The 23,096-nt window shown below is 68.8% G+C and carries 20 protein-coding genes; 10 read left to right on the forward strand and 10 right to left on the reverse strand.

The window, feature by feature from the left end; translation table 11 throughout:
- Positions 1-280 precede the first annotated feature (280 nt).
- The 6 genes from EDD27_RS11335 to EDD27_RS11360 are packed head-to-tail and all read right to left on the reverse strand — an operon-like array spanning position 281 to position 6,857.
- On the reverse strand, positions 281-1,495 hold the full coding sequence (locus tag EDD27_RS11335; RefSeq protein WP_127932371.1) for an ROK family transcriptional regulator: 1,215 nt from the start codon (positions 1,493-1,495) through the stop codon (positions 281-283).
- Complete coding sequence (locus tag EDD27_RS11340) at positions 1,492-2,343, reverse strand: DUF6807 domain-containing protein (protein WP_206641359.1); 852 nt, start codon at positions 2,341-2,343, stop codon at positions 1,492-1,494. The genes EDD27_RS11335 and EDD27_RS11340 overlap by 4 nt, the downstream gene beginning before the upstream one ends.
- A gap of 53 nt (positions 2,344-2,396) precedes the next feature.
- On the reverse strand, positions 2,397-3,770 hold the full coding sequence (locus EDD27_RS11345; RefSeq protein WP_127932373.1) for a Gfo/Idh/MocA family protein: 1,374 nt from the start codon (positions 3,768-3,770) through the stop codon (positions 2,397-2,399).
- Positions 3,771-4,634: a carbohydrate ABC transporter permease gene (locus EDD27_RS11350; RefSeq protein WP_127932374.1), complete on the reverse strand. Its 864-nt coding sequence runs from the start codon at positions 4,632-4,634 to the stop codon at positions 3,771-3,773. It lies immediately after the preceding gene.
- Entirely contained in the window at positions 4,624-5,544 is a 921-nt protein-coding gene (locus EDD27_RS11355; protein ID WP_127932375.1) for a carbohydrate ABC transporter permease, read from the reverse strand. Before EDD27_RS11355 ends, EDD27_RS11350 begins: the two co-directional genes overlap by 11 nt.
- A gap of 11 nt (positions 5,545-5,555) precedes the next feature.
- The gene (locus tag EDD27_RS11360) at positions 5,556-6,857 is read right to left on the reverse strand and encodes an ABC transporter substrate-binding protein (protein WP_127932376.1); all 1,302 of its coding nucleotides are present in this window, start codon (positions 6,855-6,857) and stop codon (positions 5,556-5,558) included.
- Between the two features lie 207 nt (positions 6,858-7,064).
- Between EDD27_RS11360 and EDD27_RS11365 the strand changes: the two genes are divergently transcribed.
- Entirely contained in the window at positions 7,065-8,291 is a 1,227-nt protein-coding gene (locus EDD27_RS11365) for a pectate lyase family protein (protein WP_206641360.1), read from the forward strand.
- 186 nt (positions 8,292-8,477) lie between these two features.
- Positions 8,478-9,476, forward strand: a complete 999-nt coding sequence (locus EDD27_RS11370; RefSeq protein ID WP_127932378.1) for a pectinesterase family protein — start codon at positions 8,478-8,480, stop codon at positions 9,474-9,476.
- Between the two features lie 173 nt (positions 9,477-9,649).
- Here the strand turns inward: EDD27_RS11370 and EDD27_RS11375 are convergent, their stop codons facing one another.
- Positions 9,650-9,868: a hypothetical protein gene (locus EDD27_RS11375; protein ID WP_127932379.1), complete on the reverse strand. Its 219-nt coding sequence runs from the start codon at positions 9,866-9,868 to the stop codon at positions 9,650-9,652.
- A 547-nt stretch (positions 9,869-10,415) separates the two neighbouring features.
- Here EDD27_RS11375 and EDD27_RS11380 point away from each other — a divergent pair.
- From EDD27_RS11380 to EDD27_RS11400, 5 genes are all read left to right on the forward strand, one after another.
- Positions 10,416-11,738: a cellulose binding domain-containing protein gene (locus EDD27_RS11380; RefSeq protein ID WP_164903575.1), complete on the forward strand. Its 1,323-nt coding sequence runs from the start codon at positions 10,416-10,418 to the stop codon at positions 11,736-11,738.
- A gap of 376 nt (positions 11,739-12,114) precedes the next feature.
- Positions 12,115-13,152, forward strand: coding sequence for a ketoacyl-ACP synthase III family protein (locus tag EDD27_RS11385; RefSeq protein WP_127932381.1), 1,038 nt, complete (start codon positions 12,115-12,117; stop codon positions 13,150-13,152).
- A gap of 64 nt (positions 13,153-13,216) precedes the next feature.
- Positions 13,217-13,477, forward strand: coding sequence for an acyl carrier protein (locus tag EDD27_RS11390; protein WP_127932382.1), 261 nt, complete (start codon positions 13,217-13,219; stop codon positions 13,475-13,477).
- Positions 13,478-13,490: 13 nt separating this feature from the next.
- Entirely contained in the window at positions 13,491-14,534 is a 1,044-nt protein-coding gene (locus tag EDD27_RS11395; RefSeq protein WP_127932383.1) for a ketoacyl-ACP synthase III family protein, read from the forward strand.
- A 23-nt stretch (positions 14,535-14,557) separates the two neighbouring features.
- Entirely contained in the window at positions 14,558-18,364 is a 3,807-nt protein-coding gene (locus EDD27_RS11400; RefSeq protein ID WP_127932384.1) for a type I polyketide synthase, read from the forward strand.
- A 350-nt stretch (positions 18,365-18,714) separates the two neighbouring features.
- Here EDD27_RS11400 and EDD27_RS11405 read toward each other — a convergent pair whose 3' ends face one another.
- The 3 genes from EDD27_RS11405 to EDD27_RS11415 form a co-directional block, all read right to left on the reverse strand.
- Entirely contained in the window at positions 18,715-18,912 is a 198-nt protein-coding gene (locus EDD27_RS11405; RefSeq protein ID WP_127932385.1) for a hypothetical protein, read from the reverse strand.
- A gap of 154 nt (positions 18,913-19,066) precedes the next feature.
- The gene (locus tag EDD27_RS11410; protein ID WP_127932386.1) at positions 19,067-20,044 is read right to left on the reverse strand and encodes an alpha/beta fold hydrolase; all 978 of its coding nucleotides are present in this window, start codon (positions 20,042-20,044) and stop codon (positions 19,067-19,069) included.
- Between the two features lie 185 nt (positions 20,045-20,229).
- Complete coding sequence (locus tag EDD27_RS11415) at positions 20,230-20,730, reverse strand: HAD family hydrolase (RefSeq protein WP_206641361.1); 501 nt, start codon at positions 20,728-20,730, stop codon at positions 20,230-20,232.
- Between the two features lie 220 nt (positions 20,731-20,950).
- On the opposite strand from EDD27_RS11415, the gene EDD27_RS11420 reads away from it, so the two are divergent.
- Genes EDD27_RS11420 through EDD27_RS57680 form a run of 3 tightly spaced genes read left to right on the forward strand, consistent with a single transcriptional unit; the run spans position 20,951 to position 23,045 of the window.
- Entirely contained in the window at positions 20,951-22,171 is a 1,221-nt protein-coding gene (locus tag EDD27_RS11420) for a riboflavin synthase (RefSeq protein ID WP_127932388.1), read from the forward strand.
- On the forward strand, positions 22,168-22,926 hold the full coding sequence (locus EDD27_RS11425) for a class I SAM-dependent methyltransferase (RefSeq protein ID WP_206641362.1): 759 nt from the start codon (positions 22,168-22,170) through the stop codon (positions 22,924-22,926). The genes EDD27_RS11420 and EDD27_RS11425 overlap by 4 nt, the downstream gene beginning before the upstream one ends.
- Positions 22,923-23,045, forward strand: coding sequence for a hypothetical protein (locus EDD27_RS57680; RefSeq protein WP_277750703.1), 123 nt, complete (start codon positions 22,923-22,925; stop codon positions 23,043-23,045). Before EDD27_RS11425 ends, EDD27_RS57680 begins: the two co-directional genes overlap by 4 nt.
- Positions 23,046-23,096: the final 51 nt, after the last annotated feature.

Here is a 23,096-nt window from a genome sequence, read left to right on the forward strand (position 1 = left end):
CGTGCCTCTCCACCTTCTGCGGCTGATCGCCCTCAGTTGGCCGGCGTTGCAGGGCCGGAGTGAGGCGGTGACGAATGCCGGGCTTCCCGACAGCGTGTACGACACCCGGAACTCATCCCAGACCAGCTCGGCTATCCGCCCTGCGTCCAGTACTGATCCTCGCCCCGCCCGTACGCGGCCGGCCCTTCATCCAACGCCACCTGCAGCGCCTCTACCTGCGCTTTAGAGGTCGCGCGGAAAGGGTGCCGAGCAACAGTCATGTGCCGAGTCCGCCGGAGGTTCAGGCCTGGCGGGCGAGCCAGACGGTGGGCTGCCGGCGGATCTGGTCGATGGAGGTGAGCGCCGCGCCGATCACGGCGGCGTCCGGGCCGAGCAGCGCGGGACGGACGGTGACGGGAGCCCAGGCGGCGGTGAGCACGCGCCGGTCGATCTCGGCCTTGGCGGTCGCGGTGAGCCAGGACGACATCAGCGCGAAGCTGCCGCCCAGCAGCACGGTGTCGATGTCGAGGATGTTCAGCACGCTCGACAGGGCGATGCCGAGCGCGGTGCCGGCCCGCTCCAGGGCGGCGAGCGTGGGCGGGGAGCCTGCCTCGGCGCGCTCGGTGACAACGTTGTCCGGATTGGCGGACTCCGGAGCGGGGTCGTCGCCGAGGATGGCGGCGGTGCTGGCGTAGGTCTGCAGGCAGCCGCGAGACCCGCACGGGCAGGCAGCGCCGTCGGGGTGGACGGTGACGTGGCCGAACTCGCCGCTCCAGCCGCGGGCGCCGCGCATGAGGTGGCCACCCAGCACGATCCCGGCGCCGATGCCGAGGCCGCCGGAGACGTAGACGAAGCTGTCGAGGGTGTTGTCGCCGGCGTACAGCTCGCCGAGGGCGGCCAGGTTGGCCTCGTTTTCGACGGCGGTGGTCAGGCCCATGTCGCCGAGGAACGTTCCGGCGGGCACGTCGCGCCAGCCGAGCGCAGGGGCCGAGCGAACGATGCCGCCGTCGACCGGTCCGGGCACGGCCAAGGTGGTAGTGACCACGGTCAGGTCCTTGGCGGTGACGGCGTCGACAGCCTCGCGGGCCATGCGCGCCAGCTCGGTCAGGACGGCGGCGGCGTCCCGGCCGGCGTAGCGGGCCGGGGCGAAGGTCAGGTGGCGCACGGTGCCGGTCAGGTCCACGACGCACGCGGCCAGGCCGTCGGCGCGGATGTCCAGGCCGAGTCCGGCGGGACCGCGGTCCGACAGCGTGAGGCCGACGCGCGGGCGGCCCGCCCGTCCGTTGTGGGTGACGCCTTTCTCGGTGATGAGCTGTCCGGCCAGCAGTTCCTCGGCGATGCGGGTGATGGTGGGCCGGGTCAGCCCGGTGGCGGCGGCAAGCTCCGTGCGGGAGATCGGACCGCCCGCGGTGAGGATGCGCTGGAAGACCAACCCGAGGTTGAGGTCGCGCAGGTTCTCCTGCCGGACGGCCCCCTCAGGCGAGCGCGGCGCGCTGGGCCGGAAGGCGGCGGTCATGTCGCCAGCCGGGCCGCGTCTTCGGCCGTGAGGCGGCCGTCGGCCACCAGGACGACCACGGTACGGCAGATCGCCTCGTCCGGCTCCAGCACCAGCGGCTCCGCCCAGGCCACACAGGAGCCGACGCCGAGGTAGTCGCGGGCCCGGACGAACCAGCGGTCCTGGGCGGTGTCCTCGTCGCCGGGCCGGAAGACGAGGGTCCACTCCGGGGCGGCGACGGCGACCCAGGCGGCGCTCCGGCCGTGCACGGGCTCCACGCCTTCGCCAGCGGCGCTGAACACGGTGGCGCCGGTGACGTTCGGCCCGCGCCAGAAGAAGCCGCCGTAGCCTGCGCCGACCCGGCCCTTGGCCGCCGAACTCCGCATCACCAGGGCCCGCTCGGCGCCGTTGGTCAGCTGGGTCCGTACGGCCAGCGACCAGACGCTCCCGTTGAATGGCCCGTCGACCGGCGTGCAGGTGATCGTCCGCCGCTCGTGGAGCAGCAGCCCGTCGTCGGGCCCCAGCCAGCGCAGCGCGTGCGAGAGCGAGGTCTCGCTGCGGCCCAGCCAGCGTTCGTGCCGCTGGCTGCCGTGATTGTCGAGCCAGGCGGGCCCGTGACCGGTCACGAAGGTGCGCCCGCCCCAGAAGTTGACCCCGTCGAGGTCGGGGAAGGCAACGCCGATCCCGAACTGGTGCGGGTGGGAGTCGGGCACGGCGTCGGTCACGGTACGGCCGGCCAGGGTCCGCACGGGATGCAGGAAGGGGCGCGGTGAACTGGACGCGGGCGCCTTCGGCTGCCAGACATAGGAGGCCACCTCTCGTCCATCCAGCCGCAGCACTTCCGTGGCCATCTCGCCGCCTTTTCGCATCCGGGGATTATGAGCGTAGTCCCCAAGCGGTGCCGCCACGAGCAGGGCGGGGGTCATGGCAATGACAATCCCAGCTCATGCAGATAAACCGCCGTGCCGGTGCGCAGCGACTCGTTGCCCGCCACGCCGACCAGCACACTCGCGGCGCCGTCGGCGAACCCGGCGTGCCTGCTCAGCCGGTCTCCGGAGGGACCGCGGAAGACGTCGTGCAGGAGCATGGCGTCGCCGCCGCCGTGGCCGCCCGCGCCTTCGGGGATGGGCACCTCGACCGCGGGCTCCCAGTGGCGCTGCAGCAGCAGACGCGAGCCTCGTTGCCGGTGTCCCGCGTCAGCGACGGCACTTTCGCTCTCGGACAGGGCGCTCGGGTCCAGGACTTCGGCCGGTTCGGCCTCCGGCTCAGCCAGGGCGACGGCCACCTTGGAGGCGGCGGTGGCCGCGCCGATCGCCGAGGAGGCGCCCGCGGGTGAGACGTGGGGCCGCTCGACCACGTCGAGTTCGATGCGCCCCGCCGTACCGTTGATCGCGACGCGGTAGCCCTCCCACGGGCAGTGCGCGTGCAGGGTGTAGGACATCGACGCGCCGCCCCGATAACCGACCACCACGTTGAGGTTGTCCTCGATGGTGATGCCGTCGGAGAAGACGTCGCGGTCGCGGATGTAGCCGTCCAGGTGCTCGCCGTCCCGGTAGAGCTCGCGGAGCTTCTCGTCCGAGGCCAGGTCCAGGGAGAACGGGTCGCCGTCGATGAGGCCGCGCGCGGGCCGGGTGCCCAGGCCGCGGCGGCGGGCGTTGTCAGGGCCGTAGAAGCGTAGCCCGCCGCGGGCGAAGACCACCTCGGGACGGTCGCCCAGCCACCAGTTGACCAGGTCGAAGTGGTGGGTGGCCTTGTGCACCAGCAGCCCGCCGGAGGCGGCCTTGTCGCGGTGCCAGCGGCGGAAGTAGTCGGCGCCGTGCACGGTGTCCAGGCACCACTCGAAGGTGACGGAGGTGACCTCGCCGATCTCCCCGTCGGCGATGAGCTGCCGCATGAGCGCGTTGCGCGGGGAGTAGCGGTAGTTGAAGGTGACCGTCAGCTCCGGCGTACCGGCCTGGAGCGCGTCGTGGATCTGCCGCACCCCGGCCAGGTCGATGGTCATGGGCTTCTCCACCACCACGTCCACCCCCGCCAGCAGCGCACGGCTCACGTAGTCGGCGTGCGTGTCGTCGCGGGAGGTGACGAAGACGACGTCGCTCTGTTTGAGCATCTCGTCGTAGGCGTCGGGGAAGTAGTGCGGCAGGGGCGCGCCGGCGATCCGGTCGTAGTAGGCCATGCGCACCTCGTTGGTGTCGCAGAAGGCCACCGGACGGCCGAGGTCGGCGTAGGGGCCGAGCAGGGCGGCCAGGTACATCTGGGCGCGCGAGCCGGTCCCGACGAAGGAATAGCGTCTCATCTACTTCAATCCAGTGGTGGCGATGCCCTTGACCAGGTACTTCTGGCCGGCGATGAAGAAACCGATGACCGGGGCGAGGGACACGAACGACATGGCGAACATCTGCCCCCACTGGGACTGGCCCTCGGAGTCGATGAACTGGCGCACCGCCAGCGGCACGGTGTAGAGCTCCTGCTCGGTCAGGTAGAGCAGGGGAGAGAAGAACTCGTTCCAGGTCGAGATGAAGGTGAAGATCGCCGTGGTGGCGAAGGCGGGCTTGCACAGCGGCAGGATCACGCTCCAGAAGATCCGGAACGTGCCCGCGCCGTCGATGCGGGCCGCCTCGTCCAGCTCCTTGGGCAGAGAGCGGATGAACTGCACCATCAGGAAGATGTAGAACGCGCTGGTGGCCAGGAAGTTCGGCACGATCAGCGGGAAGTAGGTGTTGAGCCAGCCCAGCTTGGCGAAGACGATGTACTGCGGGACCAGCAGCACGTGACCGGGGAGCATCATCGTGCCGAGGGTCAGCGCGAAGAACAGCTTGCGGCCACGGAAGTTGAGCCGGGCGAACGCGTAGGCGGCCAGCGAGCATGACAGCAGGTTGCCCAGGATGCTCAGCACGACGATGACGACCGAATTGACCAGGTAGAGGTCGAAGGGGAACTCCAGGGCCGTCCAGCCCTCGGTGTAGTTGGAGAAGTCCCACTCGGCGGGCCAGAGCGAGAGGTCCTTGAAGACGATCCCGGCCGGCTTGAGCGAGCTGGACACCAGCCACAGCAACGGGTAGAGCATGACGATGCTGACCAGGCAGAGCAGCAGGTGTTTGGTGAAGCGCTTACGCCGGGTGTTGCCGATGCGCTCGATGTAGCTCTCGTCAGTTGTCATAGTGCACCCACCGCTTGGCCAGGAGGAAGTTGAGGCCGGTGAACGCCGCGATGATGATCAGCAGCATCCAGGCCATCGCCGAGGCGTAACCCATGTGGAACTGCTCGAACCCCTGCTTGTACAGGTAGAGGTTGTAGAACATCGTGGAGTTGGCCGGCCCGCCCTTGCCTCCGCTGAAGATGAACCCCTGTGTGAAGGTCTGGAACGAGGAGATCAGTGACTGGATCAGGTTGAAGAAGATGATCGGGCTGAGCAGCGGCAGCGTGATCTTGCGGAACTGCTGCCACTTGTTCGCCCCGTCGATCGCGGCGGCCTCGTAGTACATCGCCGGGATCTGCTTCAGGCCGGCCAGGAAGATCACCATGGGGGAGCCGAACGTCCAGATGTGCAGGATGATCAGCGTGGTGAGGGCGTAGTCCGGGTCGGACGTCCAGCTGATCTTCTCGATGCCGAAGAAGCCGAGAAAGGCGTTGACGATGCCGTTGAGGCCGAAGATGTAGCGCCACAGCAGCACCAGCGCCACGCTGCCGCCCAGCAGCGAGGGCAGGTAGAAGATCGCCCGATAGACCGGCAGGCCCCGAACGCCCCGGTTGAGGAGCATGGCGACGCCCAGCGCAGCGGCCAGCGACAGCGGCACCGAGACGAAGGTGTAGACGAACGTGACCTTGACCGACTGCCACCAGGTGTCATCGGAGAACATCTCGGCGAAGTTCTCCAGGCCGATCCAGTTCGGCACGTTCAGCAGGTTGTAGTCGGTGAAAGCCAGGTAGAGCGAGGCGAAGAACGGGATGATCGTGAAGGCCATCCCGATGAACCAGGGCAGGATGAACAGGTAGCCCGACCGGTCCTGAGGAGATTTCGCCGCCTTGGGCGGCGAAACCGGCGCCTCGGACACGGCCGGGTCCTTCATAGACGTGAGCGTCACTGCGACAGGGCCTTCGTCGCCGCTTCGATGACCTTCTTGGCGGCCTCGGCCGGGGTCAGCCGCCCGTGCTCGACCTCGGGAGCGACCGCGGTGAGTTCGTCCTGGATGCCGCTGGCACCCTTGGGGTAGGGCGGAACGGCGACCAGGGTCTGCTTCTGCAGGCCGATCAGATAGTCGGTAGCCACCTGGTCGTCCTTCTCCAGCGTCGGCTTGATCGCGTCGGCGACGACGGTGCTGGCGGGAACGCCACGGGTGGTGCCCATGGCCTTGTTGGCCTCCACGTCGTTGATGAGGAAGTTGAGCAGCTGCAGCGCCTCCTTCGGGTGCTTGGAGGAGGCTGCGATCGACCACAGCGCCGGGGTGCCGATGTTCGTGCCCCGCCGCTTGGCGGTGGCCTCGCCGGGGATGCCCAGCAGCACCAGGTTGCCGCCGGAGACCTTGTTGTAGCCGAGGAAACCGTTGCTCGGGATGATCTGCGATGCGATGGAGCCCTTGGCGATGTAGGACTGGTCGGGCGATGAACCGATCGTTTCGACGAACCCCGCGGGCGGGAAGCCTCCCTCCTTCCGCATGTCCTCGAACATCTGGAACCACTTGGTCAGCGTGGCCTCGCTGACGCCGAACTTGCCGTCGGCGGTGAAGAGGTCCTCGCCCTGCTGGGAGACGTAGACGACCAGGTTGGCCAGAGTCGCCGGGTCCACCAGGGTGCCGTAGACCTTCTTGCCGCTCTTGTCGGTGACTTCCTTGGCGAACGTGGCCAGATCCTGCCAGGTCCAGGTGGCGCCGTCGGGGATGGTCACGCCGTACTGGTCGGTGATCGTCTTGTTGACGATGTAGCCGATCGCGTTGAGGCCGGAGGGGATGCCGTAGACGGCGTCGCCGACCTTGCTGAGGTTCACCGCGGCCTGGCTGAGGTTGGTGGTTTCCACAATGCCGGGGTGGTCATTGAGGTTGAGGAGCGACTTGCGGTCGGCGTACTCCCGCAGGCTGTCCATACGCATCATCATCAGGTCCGGCGGATTGCCGGCGGCGAAGCGGGTGGCCAGCTTGTCCTTGTAGGGGCCGCTGTCCTGGTACTCGGTCTTGACAGTGATGCCGGGGTTGGCCTTCATGAACAGGTCGAGCGCGGCCTGGGTCTTCTGGGCGCGGAAAGCGTCGCCCCACCAGACCATGTTGAGCTCGATCTTGCCGGAGGCGGCCTCGCTGCCGCCTCCGCCGAAACCACGTCCACAGGCGGCCACGGCCAGACCGAGTCCGGTCAGTCCGGCGGTGCGCAGCATGTCTCGTCTGGAAATCATGAATCGTTTGCCCTTCGCACGGGGGGTTGCCAGGAGGCTACGGCCGGGTTTCCGATTGCGTCAATCCGTGAAAGAAATATTAAGGAAAGCCATTGACGGTAATTCCGGGGCCTTCCTACAGTGAGGGCACCTCGCCCCAGACTCCTCGGCCGTGGCGACTGCGGAGACCGCCACGGCCGGGTCTCCCTCAGGAAAGCGAACCCCCCTGTGACCACTGCGCGTCATGCCGCCCTGGCGGCTGCCCTCCTGACCTTGCTCGCCGCCACCGCGACCCCGGCCTCAGCTGCAGGCCACGGGGGCGGCGGCTACCACATCGTCAACGCCGAGACCGGCCAGTGCCTGGACATCAAGCTCCGGGAACAGCCCTGCCGCGGCCGCACCGCCGAGCTGCGCCTGGAGGCCGCGGCGGGCGGTCAGGTCCACTTGGTCAACGGCGCCAACCGCAGCTCCGCCGAGGTCACCCTGACCTACGCGGGCGACGGCAAGTACCAGATCGCCGACCGGCTCTGGACCTTCCGCCCGGTGGGCGGGCCCCGCCACTGGTCCGACCAGGCGGATGGCTTCGCCGCGGGTACCACGGGAGGCGGGGGCGGCCAGATCGTCACCGTGACCACCCAGGAAGAGCTGAACACCTACGTCACGGCCGCCGAGCCGTACGTCATCAAGGTCGCCGGCCCGATCGAGATCAGTCCGAAGGGGACCGAGCTCAAGGTGGCCTCCAACAAGACCATCATCGGGGTCGGTACGGCAGGCGAGATCGTCGGCGGCGGCTTCTTCCTCGGCGCCACCACGAGCAACGTGATCATCCGGAACCTGACGATCCGCGACACCCTCATGCCCGAGGACGACCCGGATGACAAGGACTTCGACTACGACGCCATCCAGATCGATTCCGCGACGAAGGTCTGGATCGACCACAACCGGCTCGCCCGGATGAACGACGGGCTGCTCGACGCCCGCAAGGACGCCACCGACATCACGGTGTCGTGGAACCAGTTCCTGGACAACAACAAGACCCTCGGCATCGGCTGGACGGCCAACCTCATCACGCGGATGACTCTCCACCACAACTGGTTCGCCCGCACCAACCAGCGCAACCCCAGCGGCGGCAACCTGCTCAACATGCACATGTACAGCAACTACCTGCAGGACATCAGGTCGTACGGCAACTGGGCGCGTGGCGAGACCAAGGGCGTGATCGAGCACAGCCTCTTCCACAACGTGGCGGACCCCTACTTCGTCGATCCCGCCGGCGAGCTGGTCCAGCGGGGCAACGTCGTCACCGGCACGAGCTCCTGGCGCGACGGTCTCATCAAGGAGCAGGGGGCCGCCTTCGACCCGACGAGCTTCTATTCCTACACCCTCGACCCCGCCACCGCCCTTCCCGCGTTGCTGGCCGAGTTCTCGGGTCCGCAGCCCGCTATCGGCCTTTGACAGGGGGTGAAGCAAGCGGGCCAGAGGCAGGGACATCCGTTCAGTCCTCGGCTCGCACGAACCACGGATCGCGCTGCGGAGTTCACGGGGGCCGATGTTCGCAGTGTCGTTCGTCTTCATTGCCGGACAGAAGCACCTCGTCGAGGGCATTGCCACGACCGGTCTCAAACAGATGACGAGGACATCATGAGAACACAGAACCTCAGCAAGGCACGTCGCTGGATCGTCCTTACCGCCACTGCGTCAGTGCTGCAGGCTGGCGTGGTGGTCGCAGCGACGTCACCGGCCACTGCCACGCAATGGCCGACGGTCGCCGCCGACGGCAGCGGGACGTACACCACCGTCCAGGCCGCCATCGACGCCGTGCCGAGCGGCAACACCAGCCCGGTCACCATCACCGTCGCGCCCGGCACCTACCGGGAGATCGTCACGGTGCCGTCGAACAAGCCATACATCACGCTGCGCGGGCTTGGCCGCTCGCCCGACAGCACCGTCATCGTGAACAACCGCCACGCCGGAGAGTACGGCACAACGGGCAGCTCGACCATGTTCGTCTACGGCCACGACTTCACCGCCCGCAACCTGACCATCGCCAACGACTTCGACGAGAGCACTGCCACCAGCGGCGGGCAGGCGGTGGCGCTGTACACCCGGGCGGACCGCGCCGTCTTTCGCGACATCCGCGTGCTCGGCGACCAGGACACCCTCTATGCCCGTGCCGGCCGTGCCTACTTCAGGAACTGCTACGTGGAGGGCACCGTCGACTTCATCTTCGGCGCGGCCAGCGCCGTCTTCGACCGCTGCGACATCTACCAGAGGCGGCTCACCGGCGGTCCGATCACCGCGGCGAGTACTCCGGCGGAGAGCACCTACGGCTTCCTGTTCTACCGGTCGACCATCACCGGCGCCGCCGACAACGTCACCCAACTGGGTCGGCCGTGGTACCCGGATGCCCAGGTGCTGTACCGGGAATCGTGGCTGTCATCCACCATCGCCACCGCACAACCGTGGATCAACATGTCCGCGAACTCCTGGACCGCCGCCCGGTTCTTCGAATACCGCAACGCCGGACCCGGGGCTGCCGTCCATGGCAACCGTCCTCAGCTGGCCGACGCCGACGCGGAGAACTACACCCCCCAGAAGTACCTCGCCGGCTCGGACGGCTGGAACCCGTTTGACCTCTGATCCGCACGACGAAGGATCTCCGGCCATGCCCGAGTACCGCAATCCTGGGTTGGGTGGGCCGCGCGGCGAGGGCATATGCACACACTCTGAGTGACAAAGCCTGGCCGTTGTACCAGAGTGCACGCGCCCCCGGTTCGACCCCTCAGGACCGGGGGCGCGTGTGTTTCACGGGGTCACGCGTAGAGGAAGTAGTAGCGGTACCGGCCCTCCCACTTGCATGAATAGCTGTCCCACCAGCCCTGGGTGACGCCGTGGCTTCCGATCCGCTGGCACTCCGAGTAGTCCCTGAAGACGCCGACCAGCCTCTCGGCGTGCGCCGGGGTGGCGCCGATCGTCAACGACACTCCGAGGACCATAACGGCCGAGACGAGAACAGCGCGTACCTTTCGCATTCGTCCTCCTGCGACTGGCGAGATCATGACGGTGGACATTATCACTCACTACGCGCCAGGGGGATTGTCGTGTCCGAATCGGACGCGGAGGCGTTGAAACTTTCATCGGCGTTGTCGATGGAGCGGCGCATGTTTCATGGGTGTTTACCGCCGGTAACGCCGGTGTTACTTCCCGGGTCGCCTGTTTTCGGGAGTTCCAGCCGCTGTCCATTCCAGAGCGGGCGGCCTTAAAGGCCTCGTGGGTACGTATCCGACTGCCTGTGCACGCCACGGATGATCTGAGACTGTCGTCGCGCTTTGCGCCCATAAAGTACGATTTATGCTGCTTTTCCTGTTCGATTGGCACGATACGAAGAAAACTTTGACCATCGTCACTTACGTGTCATATCGTCTCCCCGCCCATATCGATGTGAGCCGCGACACTCGAACAGGACGTTGTTCTCGCAGGCGCTACGGTCGGCGCGCTGATCGCGGCTGCCTCGGCACCGGAGGAGACACGGACGGCCACCGGGGAAGCGGCGATCATCCGACCAACCGGAGTCGCACCATGCAAGCTCGAATCCGCACGGCCATGATCGTCGGCATGGCGATGACCATGCTGGCCGCCGTCGGTGTGTCAGCAGCCTTCTCGCCGCCGGCTCACGCCACGCAGGTGATCACTGACATCGCTTACGCGCCCCCACAACCGGCCGGCAGCAGGGGGCATCTGCTGGACCTTTACCTGCCGTCCACCGGCATCACGCCCCGGCCGCTGCTGATCTGGCACACCGGCTCGGCGTGGACGAGCGATGACGGCAAGGCCGGCACGGACGCGATCGCGGACATCTTCAACCCTCTGGGCTTCGCCGTGGCCGGCGTCAGCGTCCGGTCCAGCGCTCAAGCGATCTTCCCGGCCCAGGTGCACGACATCAAGGCGGCCATCCGCTGGCTGCGCGCGAACGCCGCCACATACCAGCTCGACCCCAATCGCTTCGCGATCATGGGCGACTCCTCGGGCGGCTGGCTGACGGAGATGGCCACTCTGTCCGGCGGCGTGACGGCGCTGGAGGGCGCCGTCGGCACGACCGGCGTCTCCAGTGCCGTGCAGGTGGGACTCGCCTTCTACAGCCCGACCGACTTCCTGCAGATGAACGCGCAGAACCTGCCGACCGGCGGGCTGGACCACGACTCTCCCGCCTCCCCGGAATCCCTCCTGGTCGGCTGCCCGATCCAGACCTGCCCGGCCACGGTGGCCCAGGCCAATCCGATGACCTACGTCGACAGCAACGACCCGCCGCTGATGTTCCTGCACGGCCAGGCCGACTTCCTGGTGCCGCACGGGCAGAGCGTCCTGCTCTACAACAGGATCAAGGCTCAGTGCGGTGACGCCACGTTCGTCTCGGTGCCCGGCGCGGATCACATGATGTCCCAGGTCATGGACCCCGCCCAGTACGGAATGCAGACCGTCCGCACCACCACCGACTGCGGCGAGACCGTCAGTACCGGCACGCTCAACCCCACCTGGGCCAACTTCGCGACCTTCCTGCGCGGCGGGCTCAAGATGGGCACCTCCTGCGAGGTCGCCTACTCCACCGGTGCCTGGAACGGCGCTTTCAACGGCAGCGTGACCATCAAGAACACCGGCACGACCCCCATCAGCGGCTGGACCGTGACGTGGACCTGGCCGGGCAACCAGCAGATCACGAACGCCTGGAACGCCACGGTGACCCAGACCGGCGCCCAGGTGACCGCGCGCGACGCCGGCCACAACTCCTACATCGGCCCCGGCTCCAGCCAGAGCTTCGGCTTCTCGGCGACCGCCACCGGGACGAACGACATTCCGGCCCAGTTCAAACTCAACAACATCGTCTGCACGAGAGTGCCCGCCTGAGACGACGCGCGCCGGGCCTGAGCCGAATGGCAACGGCCCGGCACCGTTCTCCCGTCGTCCGCATTCTGGACCATTACATTCGGAGAAACCGCGGCGTGAAGCGGAAAGACGCATTTCCCAAATTCAACACGTTCCGTCGAACCTTGATCACGGAATGTCGCCGACCAGGTTTCGGATGTTGATATTGCTTCCTCCGACGGGCCGCCCCTATCCTTGCCTCTGACGGCTCGCCGGCTTATTTCACGTTGTTTTCATTGACCGGCCGGGGGTCGCTTGATATCCCGGGGCCCGAAATAAATCGGATAAGCCGCCTTCCCTGCTGAAGGCCGTCGTCCGGGATCGTCGACGAGTTAGGGGACGTGTGCGTACATCCAACATGTTCGTCAGAAGCCTCGGCGTCTATGTGCCTGACAGCGTGAGCGTCGAGCAGGCGGTTCGTGAGGGCTGGTACCCGGCTGAGGAGGCCGAGAAGTTCCATCAGATCGGCGCGGCGGTGGCCGGCGACATGCCCGCGCCCGAGATGGCGCGGCTCGCGGTCCTGGACGCGTACGACCGCTGGGGTGAGTCCTCCCCGCGCGATCTCGACCTTCTCCTCTACCCGTCGGTCTGGCACCAGGGCCCGAACGGCTGGCAGCCCCAGCACTACCTGCAGATGCACCTCCTCGGCGGGAACGTGCCGGCGTTCGAGATCCGGAGCGGCTGCGTAGGGATGATCAGCTCGCTCGAGCTGGCGGCGAGCTACCTGCAGGCCGACGCGGACCGGGAGACGGCCATGGTCGTCTCCTCGGACAACCACGGCACCCCGCTGGTGGACCGCTGGCGGATGACCCCCGGGGCGCTGATCGGCGACGCCGCGGCCGCGCTCATCCTCGGCAAGGAGTACGGCATGGCCGAGCTCCTGTCGGTGAACGCGACGGTGATCCCGGAGGCCGACGCGGTCAACGACGGCGCCTACCCCCTGTTCCCCCCGGACGCCACCATCGGCAGGGGCCTGAGCTTCGGAGACCGGCACGAGGAATTCCGCCAGCGGCTGCTCAAGGCGCAGGGAACCGGGATCCACCTGACGATCCAGAAAACGATGATGCAGCAGGTCGAACAGACCCTGGACGAGGCCGGGATCGGACTCGCCGACATCACGCGGGTGGCGTTCCCGCATGGCCGCCGCGAGGACCTGGACGGGCAGATGTCCTGGCTGGGCATCGACGAAGATCAGACGACCTGGGACTACGGGCGGCGCGTCGGCCACTGCGGCGCGGTGGACCAGTTCATCGCCTTCGAGCATCTGATCGCGACCGGCGGGCTCGTAGCCGGCGATCACCTGCTCATGGTCGGGTTCGGCTCAGGAACGTCCGTCGCCGCGGCGGCGTTCAGGATCCTCTCTCCCTCTCCCGTCACGAGAGGAGCACGCACATGACCGAGCTTGTCGAGGTCATCAATGGACACAGCACCTTGGTCATGAGGCCGACGAAGGAGGTCTCATGACCGAGGTTGTCGAGATCACGCAGAGGCTGGTCGACTTCATCCAGGAGAACCTCGTCCCGGACGGCGACGACATCAAGGTCGACGAGACGACCCCGCTCCTCGTGTCGGGTCTCCTGGACTCCCTGCGGACGGCGCGGCTGCTGAACTTCATCCGGAGGGACATCGGCGTCCCGATCCCCGCCGCGAAGCTCGACCCCGAGAACTTCAGGGACGTCGTGACCATCGTGACGATGGTCAGAGAACTCGAATCCGTTTAGCGGGGGCAGAGTCATGCAGTGGGCGGACACGTACATCAGCGGTGTGGGAGCCTTCCTCCCCCGGACCGTCGTCAGCGTCGAGAAGGCCGTCGCCAAAGGCTGGTACCCGGCCGAAGAGGCCGAGCTGCACAACCTGGGAGGGACGGCGGTGGCCGGTGACGTACCGGCTCCGGAGATGGCCCTGCACGCGGCGCAGAGCGCGCTCAAGCGCAGCGGGCGAGCGCCGGCCGACCTGGATCTCCTCCTGTACGCCTCGACCTGGCACCAGGGGCCGGACGGCTGGCCCCCGCACTCCTACCTGCAGCGTCATCTCGTCGGCGGGGACGTCCTGGCCACCGAGATCCGGCAGGGCTGCAACGGGATGTTCATCGCCCTGGAACTCGCGGCCGGCTACCTGCACGCCGCTCCCGGCCGGCAGGCCGCCCTGTTGGTCGCCTCCGACAATTACGGCACCCCGCTGATGGACCGGTGGCGGATGGGCCCCGGATACATCGGCGGGGACGCCGCCAGCGCGCTCGTGCTCACCAAGGACGGAGGTTTCGCGCGCCTGATGTCGGTCTGCACGACGACAGTGGCCGAGGCCGAGGAACTGCACCGGGGCAGCGAACCCCTGTTCCCGCCGGGCGTCACGGTCGGGCGCCGGATGAGCTTCGCGGCCCGGAACGAGCAGTTCCGGCAGCAGGTCATGCCCAAGGGCGAGGCCACCGCGGCGCTGTTCAACATCCAGCGGGCGCTCATGGAGGTCGTCGAGCGCGCTCTGGACGAGAGCGGGATCGAGGCCCGCGATCTCGCCCGGGTGGCGTTCATGAACTACTCCGAAGAGATCGTCGAACAGCGGTGCATGGCCGTGCTCGACCTGCCCATGTCCCGCTCGACCTGGGACTACGGCCGCGCCATCGGCCACTGCGGGGCCAGCGACCAGGTCCTTTCCCTCGACCACCTGCTCATGACCGGGCAGCTGGGCCCCGGCGACCACATGCTGATGCTCGGCACCGGACCGGGAGTGACCGTCTCCGGCGCCGTGATCAAGATCATCGACACTCCTCAATGGGCCTGAGATCGAAGGGAAAACGAACGCAGATGGTCGACAGTCCGCGCGGTGCCAGTGCGGAACCAGTGGCGGTCGTCGGGATCGGATGCCGTCTTCCCGGCGAGGTCCACTCACCGGACGAGTTCTGGGACCTGCTGTGCGCCGGCCGGAACACGACGCGGCCGCTGCCGGCCGAGCGCTGGCGCCGGTACGAGAACCGGAGCCCCGAATACGCCGCCGCGCTGCACGACGCCGTGCGTCACGGCAGCTTCCTGAGCGACATCGAGGGCTTCGACGCGGAGTTCTTCGGCCTGTCGCCCCGCGAGGCCGAGCTGATGGACCCGCAGCAGCGGATCCTGATGGAGACCGCGTGGGAGGCCCTGGAGAACGCCGGCCTGCCGCCGCACGAGCTGGCCGGCACCGACGCCGGGGTGTTCGTCGGGGTCTGCACCGCCGACTACGGCAGCCGTCTGCTGGAGGACCTGCCCCAGATCGAGGCGTGGACCGGGATCGGCGCCGCGACCTGCGCCGTCGCCAATCGCATCTCCTACTCCCTGGACCTGCGCGGGCCCAGCATGGCGATCGACACCGCCTGCTCGGCGTCGCTGGTCGCGCTGCACCTGGCCGCGCAGAGCCTGCGGCTCGGCGAGAGCGACGTCGCCCTCGCCGGCGGCGTCAACCTGCTGGTCACCCCGGGCCAGACCCTCACGCTCGGCACCGCCGGAGCCCTGGCCCCCGACGGGCGGTCCAAGTCGTTCGACGCGTCGGCCGACGGCTACGGACGCGGCGAGGGCTGCGGCGTGGTCGTGCTCAAGCGGCTGTCCGACGCGCAGCGCGACGGTGACCGGATCCTCGCGCTCGTCATCGGCAGCGCCGTGAACCAGGACGGGCACACCAACGGCATCATGGCGCCGTGCGGGGAGGCCCAGGAACACGTGATGATCCGGGCCTGCCGGCAGGCGGGCATCGCGCCGTCCACCGTCGACTACATCGAGGCGCACGGCACCGGGACCCGGCTGGGCGACCCGCTCGAGGCGGGGGCGCTCTCCTCCGTCTACGGCACGCGGCGGGCCCCCGGCGACCCGTGCCTCATCGGCTCGGTCAAGTCCAACATCGGCCACCTCGAAGGCGCCGCCGGCATCGCCGGCGTCATCAAGGCGGTGCTCGCCCTCGACCGCGGTGAGATCCCCCCGAGCGTGCTGACCACCCTGAACCCGGCCATCCCGTGGGAGGCCTCGGGCCTGCGCGTGGTGACCGAACGATCGGCCTGGCCGGAGCGCGACCACCCCCGCCGGGCGGGCGTCTCCAGCTTCGGGTACGGCGGCACGGTCGCGCACATCGTGCTCGAGCAGGCTCCTCCGGCTCAGGAGTCGCCCCGGGGCGAGGGGACGGGGGAGCGGCTGTTCCCGCTGTCGGCCGCGTCGGAGAAGGCTCTGCGGCAGTACGCGGGCAAGCTCGCCGATCACCTCGGGAAGGGGCTCGACCTGGCGTCGGCGGGGCACACGCTGGCGCTCCGGCGCACCCATCTGGCCCGTCGCGCCGTCGTGATCGGGGCGGACAGGGACGAACTGGCGGCCGGCCTGCGCAGGCTCGCGGAGGACGTGCCGGCCGAGGCCGTCCTCACCGGGGACGTGCTGCCCGAGCTCGGTCCCGGGCCGGTCTGGGTCTTCTCCGGGCAGGGCTGCCAGTGGCGCGGGATGGGCCGGGAGCTGCTCGCCGTGCCGGAGTTCGCGTCCCTGGTCGACGAGGTGGAGCCGATCTTCGCCGAGGAGATCGGCTTCTCTCCCCGGCAGGTCCTCGCCGACGGCGATCTCGACGCGATCGACCGCGTGCAAACCATGATCTTCGTGATGCAGCTGGGCCTCGCCAGGCTGTGGAACGCGTACGGGGTCGCTCCGAAGGCCGTCATCGGCCACTCCGTCGGCGAGATCGCGGCGGCCGTGACGGCCGGCGCGATGACCGTCGCCGACGGCGCCCGCCTGATCTGCCGCCGCTCCCGGCTGCTGCGCCAGGCCGAGGGCAAGGGGGCCATGGTGATGGTCGACCTGTCCTCCGAGGAGGCGGCCGAGAGGCTGGCCGGCCGTACCGACCTGGTGGCGGCGATCTCGTCGGCGCCCGGCTCCACCGTGCTGTCCGGCGACGTCGCCGCGGTCGAGGCGGTGGTGAACGAGTGGCCGGCCGAGGGCATCGTGGTGCGGCGGGTGGCGTCGGACGTCGCCTTCCACAGCCCGCACATGGAGCCTCTGGCCGTCGAACTGGCCGCCGCCGTCGCCGACCTCTCGTTCGGCGCGCCCCGCATCCCCATGTACACGACCGCGCTGGCGGACCCCCGGTCGACTTCCGTCCTGGACGGCGCGTACTGGGCGGCGAACCTCCGGGACCCCGTGCGGCTGGTCGCGGCGACGACGGCCGCGGCGCAGGACGGCTACCGCCTGTTCCTGGAGATCTCCCCCCACCCCGTGGTCGCGCACTCTGTCACCGAGACGCTCTCGGAGAACGGGTTCGAGGACGTGTTCGTCGGCACCTCACTGCGCCGGAACCAGCCCGAGCCGGCGACCTTCCTCGTCGCGGTGGGCACGGCGCACTGTCACGGCGTCGATGTGGACTGGAGCCGGCTGCAGCCGTCCGGCGGCCTGGCCGATCTGCCGCCGTATGCCTGGCAGCACCGCCGCCACTGGCGCGAGTCCTACACCGAGGACGACAACCGAGGGCACGACGTGCACTCCCACACCCTGCTCGGAGCCGGGACCAGCATCGCGGGCAGCCGGACCCGGGTGTGGCGGACCGGCTTGGAGGACGCCAACCGGCCCTACCCGGGCAGCCACGCCCTCAACGGGGTCGAGATCGTGCCCGCCGCCGTGCTGGTCAACACGTTCCTGCACGCGGTCGAGGACGAGGACGTCACGCTCACCGACGTGGAGATGATGCATCCGCTGATGACCGCGGAACGCAGGCAGATCCAGGTCGTGCACGAGCCTCCAGCGGTACGGCTCGCGGCCCGTACGCCGGCCGGCCCCGACGAGCCCGAACCCGCCTGGCTGGTGCACGTCACCGCGGACGTGGCTGCTCCGCGCCAGGTGAAGCCCGACGTGCTGCCGGACGCCGGCGCTCTCGCCCCGATCGACCCCGGGTTCGTGCACAAGCGGCTGGCCACCGTCGGCGTGCCCTCGACGGGCTTCGACTGGACGATCGAGACACTGCTGAGCGGAGACGGCGTGCTGCGGGCCACGGTCCGCACCGAGGAACCGGGGAGCTGGGCTCCGGCGCTGGACGCGGCGATGTCCGTGGCGCCCTGCGTGTTCCCCGGCGATCCGGTGCTGCGCATGGTCGTGCACATCGACGAGGTGGTGCTGACCGGCACGCCGCCCTCGACGATGATCATCGACGCGGCCGTGGACCCGGCCGCCGACGACACCGTGCGGGCGCTCCTGGCCGACGTGGACGGCCGGGTGGTGGGACACCTCACGGGACTCCGCTACCCGGTGATCGACGCGCCCGCCCCGGCCGAGGAGTATCTCGGGCAGCCCGCGGAGTCGTTTGCCGGCCTGGCGCCCGAGGACCTGCACGAGCGCGTCCTGCCGGAGGTCCGCGCGGAGATCGCGGCCGTGATGAGGCTGGCCCCTGAGGACCTGGCGATCCGGCGTCCCCTTGTCGAGCAGGGGCTGGACTCGGTCATGACCGTCATGGTCCGGCGGCGCCTGGAGAAGCGCTTCGGCTGCCGGCTCCCCGCGACCCTGCTGTGGCAGCAGCCCACCATCTCCGCGATCGCGGGCCACCTGGTGAAGCTTCTCGCGACTTCGAGACCGGACGCGGCGGCGGAGACCGTTCCCGAGAGCATGCCCGCGATCGGAGGTTGAGTCCGCCGGCCGGGCAGCCCGAGGGACGATCCCCTCGGGCTGCCCGGCTGTCGTCGTTGATCGGTTGCCGGCTGCCTCGCGGATCGTCGGTGATCGATGGACGCACGTAACGCGGCGCCCAACTCCGAGATCATCACGGACTTTGTGGCAGAGCCTGAATGGGTAAGTCCAGAGGGGACCGGCCGATCAGTTAGGGCCTGACCGGTGTAAGGAGCGAGGTGGCCGGAAGCTCTCTATGCCGAGGCCTGACCGTCGGGGGACTCGTCGGCCTACGGGATCCTCCTTTCGGCGCCACTCCTGAGCCCCCGGGCCAATAGTGGTGGTTCTCCCGGGGATGACAGGCGGTGCCCTCATCGAGGCAGAATCGACGCGATGGAACGGAACACCACCTCCAGGTGCGAGAAGGCGTCTAGCCCGGCGAGGGATTCCGATCCGAAACGAGTCCTGTCGGGGCGGATCAGCGCCTGTTCGATGTTCCAGTCGTCATCGACCGCCTTGACGCGCCCGCCCACGACCGTTCCGAAAGGCTCCACCACAATGGTCCGCACAGCGTTCCTCCCATGATCAGATGGCTGATCACGACCATACGGTCGGCCGGTTCGGGCCGAATCAGTCATGCGACGGAAGCTCTCATCGGCTGGTTAGGCAGTGGCTAAGCATCGTGAACCGACAGTCTGCGGAGATGAACGCGCGGGCAACTGGTCACCGTGAGTCGGCGAAGAAGGTCTGGAGGTGGCGGTTGACCGGTTCCGGGCAGTCCAGCTGGGGGGCGTGGCCGCAGCCATCCAGGATCACGAGCTGCTCGTTCGGGAGCAGTTCGGCGAACCGGTGGGCCCGTTCGACAGGCTGGATGGTGTCCTGCTTGCCCCACAGCACCAGGGTCGGGGTCATGGTGGCGGGGAGGGCGCGTTCGGTCTGTGCCCAGTCCAGACGGCGTTCGAGCAGGTAGGTGGCGCGGATGTTGTCATGGAAGGTCATCGGTGCCCACCACTCGTCCAGCAGCGGCTCGGTGAGGCGCGGCTTGTTGACCATCATGCCCTCGGCCAGGCTGCGGACGGTGGGCTTGCCGGTGGACAGCTTGACGGCCAGCTCGCCGATGACAGGGATCTTCAGGGATTCCCACATCAGGGTGCCCGGCAGGTCCAGTCCGGTGGCGTCCAGCAGGGCGAGCTTGGTGACGCGGTCGGGGTGGCGCTGGGCGAAGGCCAGGGCCCAGCCACCGCTCCAGGAGTTGCCCGCCAGGGCGGCCTGCCGTAGGCCGAGGCCGTCCATGAACGCGCCGGCGGCGGAGACCATGGCATCCAGGTCGAAGGCGAAGCCGGAATCCTTCAGCTGGGTGTAGCCCTGGCCGGGAAGGTCGACCACGTACACGGTGTGGTCGCGGGCCAGCACGTCGAGTTGATCCTTCCAGCCGATGACCGACGTGCCTCCGGGCGAGAGCAGGATCACCGGCGTGCCGGATCCGGCCTGGACGTAGTGGAAGCGCGCGATCGGGGTGTCGGCGTAGCGCGAGCCGACCTGGGCCAGGTACGGCGAGCGGAAGGCGCGGCCCTCCTCGGCCGGCTGCCAGCCGTACGCGCCGAGCAGCATCGCGGCCACCAGCATCGCTACCGCCGCCGCCAACCAGCGAGGCCAGCGCCGCCTGCGCACCGATGGGGCTGCGTTGTCACGTCGAACCATGGTGATCCCTTGCCTTGGTGGGGGAAGTGTTCACGCGTCTGGACGGGCTGGCGCAAGGGCCTGTGACAGGAGCAGACAGTGATCCGGCTCACGCCGAGTCCGGAGGGCGCTCATCAAACTGGGGTTTCTTGTTCGGACGTTGTCGGCGGCGTTCCGTACGCCGCGAGCCACTACCGCGGGGGCGTTCAGGGCGGCTCCCAGGTGCACTCCCCGTCAGGATGGGGAGCGCGGCCGGACGGTCCCGCGCGGCCGCACCCAGCTCGCCCGGCTGCGCGCAGGAGTTGGAGTCGCTTGGGCCGGCCGGACTTGGCGCCGGCGGTCTGGACCTCGTCAGGGAGGTGGCTGCCGACGGTTCTGGCCGCCTCTACGTTCTCGAGCCGGTCGTCCACGAACAGGCAGCGCTCTGGAGCGGCGCCGGCGAGTTCTGCGGCGATCTCGTAGATGTGCTGGTCGGGCTTGGCCACCCCGACCGTGGCGCTGCTGACCACGGCGTCGGCGAAGTGGGTGAGTCCGATTCGGTCCAGGTGCTCGTCCAAGGTGTCCGTGGCGTTGGTCACCAGCACCACCGGCACTCGCTCCTGTGCCTTCGCCAGCAGCGCCTCGCGCCAGTGATCATGTCGCACCTCGGAGCCTGCGTGAACCGGGGCGGCGGGGGTTTCGTCGGCGGGAGCGCCGATCGGGCTCACCGAACCGTTGATCTTGCCGACGGGTGGGTGATATAGGTGGATCGGTGCGATTCCAAGGTGCGGCGGTGACAGCCCGCCGGTTCCGCCGGCAGCGGTGGGACGACTCGGTGTGATTCCGGGCCACGCGGTGACACCCCGCCACCTCTCGGGCCGTGCTCACGGCCCCTGACTCCTTCGTGCGGCGAGGACCGTCCTTGCCGCTGTCGAGAGGTGGTGTCGGATGTTCACCGGGCACATCCAAGAAGTCGGAACAGTGGTGGCCGTCGACCGAGCTCGTATCGCGGTCAGAGCGCCCAAGGCCGCCGCGAGCGCGCTGAGTTCGATCTGCCTGAACGGCGTCGGGCTGATGATCGTCCAGACCGAGCACGAGACGGACGTCCTGGAAGCCAGGCTTACGGCCGAGACCCGCCGCAGATCGACCCTCGACCAGATCCGGCCCGGCACGCGGGTCAACGTGGAGGCGCCGTTGGCGCTGGGCGACCCGCTGGGTGGTCACCTGGTCCAGGGCGCCGTGGATGCCGTAGGCAAGGTCGTAAGAGTCGACGACGAGGCCGGCGCGCGGCGGGTGTGGATCAAGCCGCCGGAGCGTTTTCTCCCGCTGGTCGTCCCCAAGGGGCAGATCGCGGTCGACGGCGTCAGCCTGACCGTCGCCGAGGTGTCCCGTGACCGGTTCTCGGTGGCGCTGATCCCCGCGACATTGCAGGCCACCGCGCTGTCGGAGCTGTCGGCGGGCGATCGTGTGAACCTGGAGCCCGACCTGCTCACCCGCCTGGTGCGGCGCTGGCCGTCCGACCCGGGACAGGCGGTGACCGAGGTGGTCGCGGCGCTGCCATGGGCGGGACGGGTCTCGGGCGGGCAAGGCGTGCAGAAGGCGGTGACGCAGCTCGCGTCCGGAGGAGCCGTGGTGATCTGGGATCCCGACCGGGAAGGTGAGGGCGACGTGGTGTTCGCGGGGGCGCGGTTGCGCCCGGAGGCGTTCACCTTTCTGCTCACCCAGGTCTGTGGCCATCCGACAGTGCCGTGCGCGCCTGAGGTTCTCGACCGTCTGGAGATCGGGCCCATCCCCGGACCCGGTGATCGGCATGGCACCCGGCCGCACGTCCCGGTGGACCTGGCCACCGGGACCGGCACCGGGGTGTCGGCGGCCGAACGCGCCGCGACCGTACGCCGCCTGGCCCATCCGGAGTCCAGACCGGCCGACTTCCTCCGGCCCGGGCATGTCTTCCCGCTGGCCGCACGCCCTGGAGGTCTCGCCGAGCGCGCCGGTCACACCGAGGCCACCGTCGCCATGTGCATGGCGGCCGGGCTACCGCCCGTCGGGGTGTGCTGCGAGGTCATGAACCCCGACGGAACCATGGCCAAGGCCGCTGAGCTGGAGGTGGCCGCGCTGCGCTGGGGCCTGCCGCTGCTCGACGTGGACGATTTGAGGAAGCACCTGTGATCACGGCCGGCCGCGACCTCTATGACGATCCCCGCTTCTGGGAGGGCTACCGTCGGCTCAGGGATTCCGGCGCCGGGATCAACGACGCCATCGAGATCCCGGCCATGAGCCGGATGCTCCCTCCCGCGGCGGGCGCCGCCGTCGTCGATCTGGGCTGCGGGGCAGGCGCGCTCGCCCGACGGCTGGCGGACGCGGGAGCGGCGCAGGTCTTGGCGGTGGACTCCTCCCAGCGGATGCTGGCGCTGGCCACCCCGCATCCGCGAGTCCGCTACCTGCACGCTGACCTGGACGAGCTCACGCTGCCCGCCCGTTCCGCCGATCTGGTGGTCAGCAGCCTCGTCCTGCACTACGTCGCCGACTACCCGGGGCTGGTCCGGCGCGTCGCGCACTGGCTGCGGCCGGGTGGACGGTTCGTCTTCTCGATCGAACACCCCATCTGCACGGCCGCCGATCCCATGACCGGCTGGCTCCAGATCGGCGGGGGCATGGTCTGGCCGGTCGACGACTATGCCTCCGAAGGGCCTCGAACCCAGAACTGGATCATCGAAGGCGTGGAGAAACACCACAGGCGGCTGACCACGCTGATCGGCGGCCTGCTCGACGCCGGCCTGGAACTGACCGGCATCGACGAACCTGCTCCCGGCCCCGCCGCTCTCCGGAGCCATCCTCACCTGGCCGCACATCTCAGACGCCCGCCGCTGCTGGTGCTGGGAGCCCGGCGCGGGCACGCCGATCCCGCCGACGGAGAGGAATGACGATTGTCGTGAACGCCAACCCGTACCAGACGATCGGCTTCGGCTACTCCCGCCACCGGCGCCCCGACCCCCGTATCGCCGACCAGACGGCCAGGCCCTGGAATCCGCCCAGACGGTGATCAACGTTGGCGCCGGAACCGGCTCCTACGAGCCCCGCAGCCGCTGGGGGC

It is taken from the genome of Nonomuraea polychroma (assembly GCF_004011505.1).
GTDB lineage: Bacteria > Actinomycetota > Actinomycetes > Streptosporangiales > Streptosporangiaceae > Nonomuraea > Nonomuraea polychroma.